The organism is Agrobacterium salinitolerans (genome assembly GCF_027498475.1).
GTDB classification, from domain to species: domain Bacteria; phylum Pseudomonadota; class Alphaproteobacteria; order Rhizobiales; family Rhizobiaceae; genus Agrobacterium; species Agrobacterium salinitolerans.
In genome coordinates this window covers 110,826-122,819 of the sequence record NZ_JAPZLN010000001.1, presented here as the reverse complement: position 1 = coordinate 122,819, position 11,994 = coordinate 110,826, and the positions used below count along the sequence as shown (strand labels likewise).

Below are 11,994 nucleotides of genomic sequence, written 5' to 3'. Positions count from 1 at the left end.
GCTCTTATCCTCCGATGGCAGCATCATAGGCTGAAAGTGTGACAGTGGCGCGTTCGCGCACCTCCGCCGCCGTCATGCCCGGCTTGTAAAGGCTGGTGCCAAGCCCGAAAGCCACGATACCGGCCGAGGTATATTCAGAAAAATTCTTGTCCGAGACGCCGCCGACGGCGGCTATGACCAGATCCTTCGGCAGAATCGTCCTGATGGCATTGATGCCGGCGGGGCCGATGATGCTGGCGGGGAAAAATTTGAGCCCGGTCGCACCGGCCTTCGCTGCCACCAGCGCCTCGGTGGGGGTGAGGACCCCCGGCATCGTCACCATGCCTTTTTCACGCGCAGCGGTAATGACCTCCGCATCGGCATTCGGGCTCACCATCAGCTTTCCACCGGCCGCATCCAGCGACGCCACGTCTTCAACGCTGAGCACGGTGCCGGCTCCGATCAGGCAATCGGCGGGCGCCATCTTCGCGGTGATCTCGATGGAGCGGAACGGATCGGGCGAGTTCAGCGGAATTTCAATGGCGCGGAAGCCGGTTTCGATCAGTGCGCCGACGACGCCTTCGGTTTCCTCGGGTTTCAGGCCGCGCAGAATGGCGATCAGCGGATATTGGATGGAAGGGAAGGGAATACGCATGGTCGATCTTTCTTCTTATGGCCAGATGGCATTTGCAGCGGCCAGCAATCCGCGCCGCACGGCCTCGTCTGCATCAATGACCGTATAGTGGATATCAAGGGCGGTGAAGGCACCTTCATAAAGCGAGCCGAGTGCGCCGGAGCCGATCAGAACCACCGGCGTCTCCCGCTTCGCCTGCGAATGAGCGCCGGCGATTTCCAGCCCGATCATGATACCGGACAGCTTGGCCTTGGCGTCGGTGGCGGTGAGGCCGTGCAGCAATTGGCCGGAGCGAAGGGTGAAAAAGCGATTGGTCGCAAGCTGCGGATTGGCATAGATGTCGCGCACCGCCGCCGTGAAAGCCTCATGCTCGCCGGTAAAGGCTTCGGCCTCGGTCACCGCATGGGAAAGGATCGTCTGTTTCGAGACGACTTCGAAGAGCTCGCCGGTCATGAACGTGGCGAAGCCGGTCACGCCGCCATCCTTCACGGTCACCCATTTGGAATGGGTGCCTGGCATGCAGACGAGTTTTTCACCGGCATCCGAGGAGGCGAGAGCGCCGAGCAATTGCGTTTCCTCGCCGCGCATGACGTCGGGCGCGGTTTTGTCCCGCTGCGCCAGCCCCGGCAGAATGCGCACATCCCGCGCCTGGCCCGGCACACGAACCGCGCCGCCCGGAACCGCCGAAAGCGACGCCGGCACGTCGATATAACCCGCCTCGACCCAGCCCTGCCGCGCCCCTGCCATGCCGCAGACGATAACCGGCAGATCTTCCGGCGCGCCGATGGCGTCAAGATGCGCCTGCAACACGTCGGCAAAACCGGTCCGCATGGCGGTGGTCATGCCTTCCGCGCTGCGCCGTTCGGCAAGCACCGCGCCCGATCGGCTGAGAAGCCAGAGCCGGAAACTGGTCGTGCCCCAGTCAACGGCGATGAAAGCGGGTTCGGACATTATAACAGGCCTCCGTCTACGATAATGGATTGCGCCGTGATGGCGCTCGATGCCGATGATGCGAGAAACAGGCAAGGCCCGGAAAGATCGGCAGCGACGAGCGTGCGCTTCAGGCACTGCCGCGCCGTGGTGGCAGCGATGCCTTCATCCGTCAGCCACAGTTCCTTCTGCCGTTCCGTCACGATCATGCCGGGCAAAAGCGTGTTGACGCGTATATTTTCCGGGCCCAGCCGGCCTGCCAGGCTTTTCGTCAGCCCGATGATACCGGCCTTGGCCGCCGCATAGGAGGGCAGATCGCCCATATTGAGCAGAAACGAGATGGATGAAAAATTGACGATGGACGCGTCTTTCGCCTGCCGGAGATAGGGCAGGGCTGCCTGAACCGTGAAGAACATCTGCTTCAGATTGACCGCCTGATTGGCGTCCCAATAGGCCTCCGTCACCGTGTCTATGTCGTGGCGGTCGTCCCAGGCGGCGTTATTGACCAGTACCTTGATCCCGCCGGTGGCGGAGGCCGCCGCCTCCACCGTCTTTCCGATCGCCGCAATATTGCGAAGGTCGGTCTTGAAGAAGTGAACCGGATGCGGCGCCGTTGTCGCAAGCCGCTTGACGAGCGCCAGACTTGGTTCTTCGGCGATGTCGATGAAAGAAACCTTCGCGCCTTGCATCGCAAAGGCTTCCACCAACGATGCTCCGATGCCGGAACCGCCGCCGGTGACGAGCACGCCCGCATCCTTGAGGTCCGGAAATTGGGCTTGCGTCATCGGCGTCATCTCGTCCATGAAAGGCTTGCTCGTTCCAATATTTGGAACTAGATTTTACTAAATGGAATTATTCTCTTGGCGTCACGCTTATGTCAAGGCAGATGACGGTGGATGTTGCCATGCCCGATAATAAAAAGCCCAATCGTCAAAAGCCTGATGCGGTTCCGCTGACGCAGCGGAAGGCCGGCGTTGAGACGGGCACGCTCGGCAAAGCTGTCTCGCTGCTGGAGCTGATCGCCTTTGCTGAAAAACCGATGCGCTTTACCGATGTGGTCGAAGCTTGTGGCCAGCCGCGCGGCACGGTTCACCGCCAGCTCGCCCATCTCGTTGCCGAAGGCCTTGTCGATCACGCTGCCGATCAGACCTATGCCGTGGGGCTGAGGTTGCTGCAACTGGCCGCGAAAGCCTGGAGCGGTAACGACCTGCGCAGCGTCGCGGCACCCCATCTGGCGGCCTTGCAGGCGGTGACGCAGGAGTCGGTGCATCTCGCGGTGCTGAACGGCGGACAGGTCACCTATCTGGACAAGATGGAGGGCCGGCACACATTGCGCATGCATTCGCAGGTCGGCAAAACCTCCCCAGCCTATTGCACCGGCGTGGGCAAGGCGGCGCTGTCGCTGCTCTCCGCCGACGATCTGGCGCAGCTGGCCGCGGAACTGGATTTTCATCGCTTCACGGAAAGCACGGTCACGACGCCGGAAGCGCTGATGAGGGAAGTGGCGACAATTCGAGACAACGGCTACGGTTTTGATCTTCAGGAGCACGAGATCGGAATTCACTGCGTTGCCGCACCGGTCCGGGCGCCCGGCCGCAATTTTCGCGCGGCGATTTCCGTCACCGGTCCGGCCTATCGCGTGGATGTGGAACAGCTTCGCAAATGGGGCCCCCTGGTGCGCGAAACCGCCGACAGAATTTCCGACGATCTTGCGTGCAGATTGTCCCCGGTGGCGGATGGTTGAGGAAAACGAAGACTTCTGACCCATGGATTTTACGGGGTGAAACTGCCGGCCTTGCACCCATTCAGGCACGTTCAATATTATTTTCGACTATTCTGAATTAAGTTTTCAACTTTCGTTTGCATGAATCGTTTTGGTGAGTAACATCCGCAACAATTTCCGGGCAAGGGCAGGCCTTTGCGGCGGCATTTCTCATTCTCGAAGAACAGCTTTGATGCAAAAAACAGAGGCGGCCGCCGTTCAGTCGATTGGTGTTGATTGCGTTCGCGAGATCGCCGGTCTGAACACGCAATTCGATATATTCCGGTTCCTGAAACGGCTGACGGAAGCCTGGGAATTCAAGGCTTTCATGGTTCTTGACCTGTCGTCGGAAGCGGCGAGCGAATTGTCGCAATATACGATCATCACCAGCTGGCCGGCGGAGCTTCTGCAGCGTTACGATGAAGAGGGCATGCTGCAAAACAGCCGGGTGATGGCGCAGTTGAAAAAATCGACCGTTCCCTTTTCCGTCTCAATGGATTTTCTGGTCGGAGGCGAGGGAGAAATCGCCAGGAAAACCGTGATCAACCTTTTAGAACGTTTCGAGATGATCAATTCGGTCTGGTTTCCCGTTCACGACATTACCATGCGACGCGGCGCGGTATCTTTTTCCGGCAACAGGACGGCCGTGACCACCAGCCGGCTTGCCGAGCTTTTATATATTTCCAGCCATGTCTTCGCCCGGCTGTCTGAAATCCGCCGGCTCGATCTCAGGGTCCCCGAAACACTGAGCGAGCGGGAGATCGACTGCCTGAACTGGACCGCCGCTGGCAAGACCAGCGCCGAAATCGCTGAAATCATGATGCTGTCGGAACATACCATCAATCATTACCTGAACCGCGCGACGAAAAAACTCGACACGGTCAACCGCACCCAGGCCGTCGCAAAAGCGCTGCGGGTCGGCCTGATAAAATAGCGAAACCGTAATTTTATCATTGTGATAAACCGTTTCCTGGGCGATCCTCTTTTCGAATCACCGGAAAGGAGAAATCGTTTGCCGGAACGGCATAGGGTAAAAGCAGGATTTTCTCCGACTATCGATTGCGCCGTGCTGATAGCCGCTGCCGAAAAAGGCTTTGCTGCCGATGAAGGCATAGAACTTGAACTTTTCCGAAAACAGTCCGCCCGCGCCGTGCTTGCGGCGCTTGGCGAGGATGGCGTTCACGTCGCGCACCTGCCCGCCCCGGTTCCGGTCGGCTCGGCTGTCGGCCTCGACGATCTGCCCGCCGATATTGTCGGCGTTTTCACGCTTTCCCTCGGCGGATCGGCGACGACCGTTTCCCACGGATTTTATAACGAGCTCTACCGCGAAGGGCTGAAGTTACCGGACCCGGCGGCTTTTGGACGCGCCATGGCCCGTGTCTGCGCCGCGCGCCGGGCGGCGGGCGGAAATCCTCCGGTCTTTGCGGTCGAAGATATCGTCTCCACGCCTTTTTATACCCTGCGTTACCTGCTTGGAAGCTACGGCGTGCTGCTCGGCCGGGATATGGAAATCGTCGAGGCGCTGCCGAAGGCCATGCCGGCGCTCCTGGAAAACGGCAAGGTCGATGCGCTCTGTACCGCCGAGCCGGCGGGCAGCGCCGTGGTGCTCGGCGGCGCGGGGCGTATCGTCACCACCGGGGCGTTGATCTGGCGCAATGCGCCGGAAAAGATGCTGGCCGCGAAGAAGCGCTGGGCGGAGGAGAACCCAGCCCTGCTGGAAGGGCTGCTGCGCGCCCTCTACCGCGCCGGCGAATGGTGCGCCAATACCGCCAATATCGAGGAACTGGCCGGCATCCTCGCCGCTCCTCAATATATGGATGAGAACGGTGAATTCCTGCTGCCGGCGCTGACGGGCTATATTTCCACCTCGCAGAAGGACATGCAGCGCTTTCAGGAATTTTTCGTGACGAGCGCCAAGGCCGCCAATTTTCCATGGCAGAGTCAGGCCCTGTGGTTCTTCAGCCAAATGCTGCGCTGGGGCGAGGTTTCCGCCGATTACCGGTTCGATCCCGCCATGGTGGAGGCGGCCCGTAACGCCTACCGGCCGGATATTTTCCGCAAAGCGATGAAGCCGCTTTTTGCGCCGGTGCCGGGCGCAAATCTGAAGCTTGAGGGCACGTTGCGTGAGCCTGTTCATGTCGGCGCATCGCGCACGGGTCTGGTGCTGGGCCCCGACTTCTTTTTCGACGGTCATGTTTTCGACCCGGAAACGCTGGAGATGGACGACGAGATCTGAAGCCGCAGCGTCAAATCGTCGCGAATGCCTGACTGTTGTCGCGCTTTGGCATTGGCGAAGCGCTCCGGCTTCTCTATGGATGGCACGCAATACCCGGTCGGATGATGAAGCGGAGCAGGAATATGGCAGATGTCAGCAGGAGCCAGGTGGAAAAGGCGCTGGAAGCGGTGGTCTATCCCGGCAGCGGCAAGAGCATCGTCGCACTCGGCATGGTCTCGGAAATTTTCATCGCCGATGCGAAGGCCTATTTCTCGATCACCGTCCCGGCCGACAGGGCTGCGGCGATGGAGCCGTTGCGGCTTGCCGCCGAACAGGCGGCCAAGGGCGTTGAGGGCATCGTCGGCGCGGTCGTGGCGCTGACGGCCGACCGCAAGCCTGGCCAGCAGCAGCCCGCGCCTGCGCGCCCCGCCGCCGCAACCGGCCGGCCGACCACTCAGCCCGGCTCGTCAAAGGTCGGCGTGCCGGGGGTCAAATCCATCATCGCCGTGGCCTCGGGCAAGGGCGGGGTGGGCAAGTCGACGACCGCCGTCAATCTGGCGCTCGGCCTCCAGTCGCTCGGCCTCAAGGTCGGCATGCTCGATGCCGATATTTATGGCCCCTCGCTGCCGCGGCTGCTGAAAATTTCCGGCCGTCCGAAGCAACAGGAAGACCGCATCATCCTCCCCAAGGAGAATTACGGACTGAAGGTCATGTCCATGGGCTTTCTGGTGGATGAGGAAGCCGCGATGATCTGGCGCGGGCCGATGGTGCAGTCCGCCCTGATGCAGATGCTGCGCGAAGTGGCCTGGGGCGAACTGGACGTGCTGGTGCTGGACATGCCGCCCGGCACCGGCGATGCGCAGCTTACCATCGCCCAGCAGGTGCCGCTCGCCGGCGCCGTCATCGTTTCCACGCCGCAGGATCTGGCGCTCTCCGATGCGCGCAAGGGCGTCACCATGTTCCGCAAGGTGGAAGTACCGCTGCTGGGCGTCATCGAGAATATGAGCTATTTCATCGCGCCCGATACCGGTGCGCGTTACGATATTTTCGGTCATGGCGGCGCGAAGGCTGAAGCGGAAAGGATCGGCGTTCCGTTTCTCGGCGAAGTGCCGCTCACCATATCCATCCGCGAAATGTCAGATGCCGGAACGCCGGTCGTCGCAGCAGAACCCGATGGCCCGCAGGCCGCAGTCTACCGCGATATCGCGCAAAAAGTCTGGGCGCGCATCGGTGCAAGCGAGCAAAAAGCCGCCCCGAGGATTGTTTTCGAATAACACCCCAGCCATGGAGCAAAGCCGGACAGGGTTTCTTCTTCCTCGATAGTCGTTTGAAAACATAAGATTAAACGGGAGTATCCGAAAGCATTTCCGGATTTGAGATCCAGAAATGCTTCGCCTGCAATGCTGTCGAGAAAAAATATTGCTTGATTGCGTCTCGCTTTGGGCGCATACGCCTGCGCCGTTTGGCTCTTGGTCCATCGGGCCGGCGAGATTGTCAAAATCCCGCCTGTTCCGACGGTCCCTGAAGTGTCGTCCAAAGGTTTGCCGAGCGCAAACAGGATATGTTAAGCAGCATTGCGGCTGAAGCCTGCAATGTGGAGCGGAGAAACGGATTGATAAAAGCCTATCGCGCCAATTGCGAGGCGATCAGCCTGTCGTCAGACGACGGCTCCGGACAGGTCCCCGACGACATCGTCTGGATCGATCTCGTCGATCCGGACAGGGCGGAAGAGCAACATGTGGAAAAGCTGCTGGGGCTCGATCTGCCCACCCGTGAGGATCTGAAGGATATCGAACCTTCCAGTCGGCTTTATATGGAAGACGGTAATGTGTTCATGACCGCCTCTCTGGTGTGGAAGGCGGATTCGGACGATCCCCGCCTCACCGACGTCGCCTTCATCCTTGCCGGCAAGCGTCTGGTGACAATCCGTTACGCCGAGCCGAAATCCTTCCATCTCTTCACCGCCGCCATCACGCGCGTTCCGCATGAGATGCGCAGCGGCGCGGCGCTGCTCCTGAAGCTGCTCGAAACCATCGTCGACCGCACGGCGGAGATTCTCGAAAACTCGGTTACGGGGATCGACAATCTCGCCGCCGATATTCTCGGCAGCCAGGCTCGTTCCAAACGCAAGGCGCCACGCTATCTCGAAGACCGCCTCGGCAACATCGCCGCCTATCACCGGCTGATATCGAAGGTCCGCGTGAGCCTTGCATCGCTGGCGCGCCTTCAGACCTTTCTGTCCACCAGCGATCAGGTGCGCGAGGACAAGGGCGCGCGGGAGCAGGGCAAGTCGATCGGGCGCGATATCCAGTCGCTGAATGAACATGCCTCCTTCGTTTCCGGCAATCTGACCTTTCTCTTGGACGCCTCGCTTGGGATCATCAATATCGAGCAGAACGGCATCATCAAGATTTTTTCCATCGCGTCGGTGGTGTTCCTGCCACCCACGCTGGTGGCCTCCATTTACGGAATGAACTTTCAGCTCATGCCGGAGTTGAGCTGGACATTTGGTTATCCGCTTGCGCTGATCGTGATGGTGATGTCCGCGATCATTCCGTTTCTCTTTTTTCGTTGGAAGGGCTGGCTCTGAGGAGCCAGGATCATCATGTCTCAAATCGTCGACAAGGATGTTGCCGAGAAACCGGATGCGGATGACAAGCATCAGAACAAAGGGCTTTATGCCGCGATCCTTGGTTCCATCGGCGTCGTCTATGGTGATATCGGCACCAGCCCGCTCTACGCCTTCCGCGAAGCCCTTCGGCCGATCGCCTATGACGGCGTGACGCAGGAAGAAGTCATCGGCCTCACGTCCCTGATGATCTGGGCTTTGACGATCATCGTGACGTTCAAATACATCACGCTTCTTCTGCGTGCGGACAATGACGGCGAGGGCGGAACGCTCTCGCTGCTGGCGCTGCTGATGAAGACGGCGGGTACCCACCGCAGCGTTCTCATCGTGCTCGGCCTCATCGGCGCGGCGTTGTTTCTGGGCGACGCCATGATCACGCCGGCGCTATCGGTGCTTTCGGCGGTGGAAGGCCTGAAGCTCGTCACGCCGGAAATGGACGCCTTAATCATTCCGATTTCCGTCGGCATCCTCATCGGCCTCTTCGCCATCCAGTCCCACGGCACGGGCACGGTGGCGAAATTCTTCGGACCGATCACCGCCGTCTGGTTCATCGTCATGGGTCTGGCCGGTCTTCTTCATATCGCCGATGACTTCAGCATCCTCTTCGCCTTCAATCCGTGGCATGCGGTGGAATTTCTGGCCAATGAAGGTTTCTACGGCGTCGTCGTGCTCGGCGCGGTCTTCCTGACGATCACGGGGGCGGAAGCGCTTTACGCCGATCTCGGCCATTTCGGCCGTCGTCCCATCCAGTGGGCGTGGTTCTGTCTGGTTTTCCCGGCATTGACGCTGAATTATCTCGGGCAGGGCGCGCTGGTGCTGAAAGACCCGGCGGCGATGTCCAATCCCTTCTATCTGATGTTCCCGCAATGGGCGATCCTGCCGGCCGTCATTCTGGCAACCGCCGCCACCATCATCGCCAGCCAGGCGGTCATAACGGGCGCGTTTTCGCTCGTGCGCCAGGCGATCCATCTCGGTTATCTGCCGCGCATGGAAATCCTCTTCACCTCGGAAACCAATACGGGGCAGATTTACCTTCCGGCCGTCAACACCATCCTCTTGTTCGGCGTCGTCGCACTGGTCATCACCTTCAAGAGTTCGGATGCGCTTGCCACCGCCTACGGTATTTCCGTGACCGGCGCGATGGTCGTCACCAGCCTGATGTTCTTCGAATTCGTGCGCAAGCGCTGGAAATGGTCGATCTGGCTGGCGCTTGCGGTGCTGACGCCGCTTCTGTTGCTGGAACTGATCTTCCTCGGAGCGAACCTCCTGAAGATCCACGACGGCGGTTATGTGCCGGTGCTGTTGGCCATCGCCTTCACCATCATCATGACCACATGGCAGCGCGGCTCAAAGATACTCTTTGCCAAGACCCGCCGCATCGATGTGCCGCTGAAGGCCTTCGTCGCCTCGGTGGAAAAGGAGAGCGCCCATGCGCCGGTGCGTGTGCCCGGCACGGCAATCTTCCTTACCGGCGATCCCGAGACGGCGCCGGCGGCGCTGTTGCACAATCTCAAACATAACCACGTCCTTCACGACAAGAACGTCATCCTGACGATCCGCACCGAGGACCAGCCGCGCGTCCACCCCGAAGAGCGTTATACGCTGACGAAGCTGAGCGACCGTTTTGCCGTGGTCGAATTGCATTTCGGCTTTATGGAGACGCAGAATGTCACCCAGGCGCTGGGCTATCTGAGACGCACCGGCTACAAGTTCGACATCATGTCGACCTCGTTTTATCTCGGCCGCCGCAAGCTGGTGCCGGATCCGAAATCCGGCATGCCGGGCTGGCAGAACCGCCTGTTCATCGCGCTCGCCGAAACCGCCGCCGATCCCTCGGATTATTTCCGCCTTCCGGCCAACCGCGTGGTGGAGCTGGGTTCGCACGTCGTCGTGTGACTATTAGAAGATGGTTACACATTAACGTGAATCCGCGTCCGCGCGCGGCGTTAACCAAGCATCAAGGTTAATAAGAGATTCTCGAACACCTGTAGCAAATTTGGTTGTCGGTGTTCGGAGTGCTGGTTTTGCGTTCGAAAAGAGTAATGCGTCGTCGGTCCCCCGTGTCCCGTGAGGCGTGGGCGTCAAAATGGACCTCGCCCGTCGTCTTCGGCCTTGCCGCCTGGCTCGTTTTTCCCTCCCTCGCTGCGCGCGCGGATCTGGCCTCGCTTCTGGCCGGTCTGGATAATGGCGGCGAGCAATGGCGCATGGTGCTGACGGCCTCTCCGGCGGGCTCGGTGCACAATGCCTCGCTCACCTTCAACGATGCCGCAGGGGAGGCGGCGCTGCACGGCGGCGGCATGACCCTGCCCAATGGCAGCAAGGTCGCTTTCGTCACCAATAAGAAGGGCGAGGCAACGACGCCCGACAGCGAGCGCGTCAACCGCGCCGCCAAGAAGGGTCGTGTCGTCGCCACCGAAATCATGCAGCCGCCCAAGGCTTTCACCGCCGGTTCCGTCTTGCAGCGCACCAGCATGCTGGACATTGAGCCGCTGAAGCGTAAGGACCGCACCGCTTTCGTCAAACCGAAGCGTGGCAAGGACGTGGAACTCGCCTCCTTCTATTTCCGTCGCGAGGAAAAGAAGGCGGACAGAAGCGTATCGCCGATGCTGGCCGAACTCATCAACAATCGTACGCCGGATATTCTTGCCACGGCCTATGCGCCGGCCGAACCGGATTTCGCCCGCGAGTCACCCTTCGACGCCATTCTCAAGAAGCCCGACGCCGGCCGTTTCGTGCCGCAAATCGCCGAGGGCGACCACGCCTGGGCGGCCACCCCTTTGCCCGCCGCCGTATTTTCGGCAGCCGAACAACAATGCCTCGCCTCCGGCATCTATTTCGAGGCGCGCGGAGAATCGGTGAAGGGACAGGCGGCGGTCGCACAGGTCATCCTCAACCGCGTGCGCAATCCCGCCTATCCGAAAACCATCTGCGGTGTCGTTTACCAGAACAAGGACTGGCGCAACCGCTGCCAGTTTTCCTTCGCCTGCGACAATATCAAGGATCGCGTGAATTCCGAACGCCACTGGAAAATGGCGCGCGAAGTGGCAATGGCCACAACGGCTGGCAAAATCTGGTTGAAGGAAGTGGGATCGGCAACCCACTATCACGCCGTTTATGTGCGTCCCGCCTGGGGTCGCACGATGAAAAAGGTCGGCAGGATAGGTTTGCACGTGTTTTACCGTACCTATGGCGGCGGCTGGAGCTGATACCACCGCCAATTTGTCGCATTTTGCGTGTCAAAAATGCCGATTCCCTGGGGAAACATCGCCGCCAAACCGCGACTTGATGTCAAGCCGTTGTTTTTGCATGATTAATTTGTGTCGAAACAACCGTCGACAGTGCCTTGACTAGAGAAGCCCCTAAAACTATGTTGCGCGCGACTTCAGAGCGGGCTGGAACAGGCTTAATCCGTCACCGTTTACAACTCCAAAGGGTTCTGGCATGGCTGGAACGGAGAAAATGGGTGGGATTTTAAGATGACTGGCAACCGTGACGATAGTCTGGACGAGCGCCGCAAGCGCCTAGCCGATGAGTTGGCGAAGGTGAAGGCGGAGGATGAGGCGGAAGTGAGGGCGGAGACCAACGCTGCGGAAAACCGGAAAGGTTTTGCGATGGCGGTCAAGCTCTCATCGGAGTTCATTTCTGCCATCGTGGTCGGCGCTATGCTGGGTTATCTTCTGGACTATTTTGCCGGCACGACGCCGTGGGGGATGATCGTTCTTCTTCTTCTCGGTTTCTGCGCAGGCGTATTGAATGTGTTGCGCTCCACGGGCGCGGTGGCCAAGCCGCCGCTACTTGAGAAGGCGGACAGACAGGATGAGGGTGGAAAAGGCGGCCTTTAGGCT

11 protein-coding genes are annotated in these 11,994 nt (G+C 59.9%); 8 read left to right on the top strand and 3 right to left on the bottom strand.

Annotation, left to right across the window (positions count from 1 at the left end):
* Positions 1-4 precede the first annotated feature (4 nt).
* The 3 genes from O9X91_RS00580 to O9X91_RS00570 are packed head-to-tail and all read right to left on the bottom strand — an operon-like array spanning position 5 to position 2,346.
* Positions 5-634 (bottom strand): 2-dehydro-3-deoxy-6-phosphogalactonate aldolase, encoded by a 630-nt coding sequence (locus tag O9X91_RS00580; RefSeq protein ID WP_269833335.1) that lies wholly within the window; start codon positions 632-634, stop codon positions 5-7.
* A 15-nt stretch (positions 635-649) separates the two neighbouring features.
* Complete coding sequence (locus O9X91_RS00575; protein WP_269834265.1) at positions 650-1,564, bottom strand: 2-dehydro-3-deoxygalactonokinase; 915 nt, start codon at positions 1,562-1,564, stop codon at positions 650-652.
* Positions 1,564-2,346, bottom strand: a complete 783-nt coding sequence (locus O9X91_RS00570; protein ID WP_269833333.1) for an SDR family NAD(P)-dependent oxidoreductase — start codon at positions 2,344-2,346, stop codon at positions 1,564-1,566. Before O9X91_RS00570 ends, O9X91_RS00575 begins: the two co-directional genes overlap by 1 nt.
* 71 nt (positions 2,347-2,417) lie before the next feature.
* Between O9X91_RS00570 and O9X91_RS00565 the strand changes: the two genes are divergently transcribed.
* The 8 genes from O9X91_RS00565 (at position 2,418) to O9X91_RS00530 (ending at position 11,991) form a co-directional block, all read left to right on the top strand.
* Positions 2,418-3,287 (top strand): IclR family transcriptional regulator, encoded by an 870-nt coding sequence (locus tag O9X91_RS00565; RefSeq protein ID WP_269833332.1) that lies wholly within the window; start codon positions 2,418-2,420, stop codon positions 3,285-3,287.
* Between the two features lie 211 nt (positions 3,288-3,498).
* Positions 3,499-4,239 (top strand): helix-turn-helix transcriptional regulator, encoded by a 741-nt coding sequence (locus O9X91_RS00560; protein WP_142912831.1) that lies wholly within the window; start codon positions 3,499-3,501, stop codon positions 4,237-4,239.
* Positions 4,240-4,317: 78 nt separating this feature from the next.
* On the top strand, positions 4,318-5,541 hold the full coding sequence (locus O9X91_RS00555) for a CmpA/NrtA family ABC transporter substrate-binding protein (RefSeq protein ID WP_269833331.1): 1,224 nt from the start codon (positions 4,318-4,320) through the stop codon (positions 5,539-5,541).
* A 122-nt stretch (positions 5,542-5,663) separates the two neighbouring features.
* Positions 5,664-6,794: an Mrp/NBP35 family ATP-binding protein gene (locus tag O9X91_RS00550; protein ID WP_269833330.1), complete on the top strand. Its 1,131-nt coding sequence runs from the start codon at positions 5,664-5,666 to the stop codon at positions 6,792-6,794.
* A 338-nt stretch (positions 6,795-7,132) separates the two neighbouring features.
* Entirely contained in the window at positions 7,133-8,110 is a 978-nt protein-coding gene (locus O9X91_RS00545) for a magnesium transporter CorA family protein (protein WP_162520479.1), read from the top strand.
* A 15-nt stretch (positions 8,111-8,125) separates the two neighbouring features.
* Positions 8,126-10,045, top strand: a complete 1,920-nt coding sequence (locus O9X91_RS00540) for a potassium transporter Kup (RefSeq protein WP_269833329.1) — start codon at positions 8,126-8,128, stop codon at positions 10,043-10,045.
* A gap of 146 nt (positions 10,046-10,191) precedes the next feature.
* Positions 10,192-11,355: a cell wall hydrolase gene (locus O9X91_RS00535; protein WP_162520480.1), complete on the top strand. Its 1,164-nt coding sequence runs from the start codon at positions 10,192-10,194 to the stop codon at positions 11,353-11,355.
* Positions 11,356-11,625: 270 nt separating this feature from the next.
* A complete protein-coding gene (locus O9X91_RS00530; RefSeq protein WP_077982850.1) occupies positions 11,626-11,991 on the top strand; it encodes an AtpZ/AtpI family protein in 366 nt (121 codons plus the stop codon).
* Positions 11,992-11,994 lie beyond the last annotated feature (3 nt).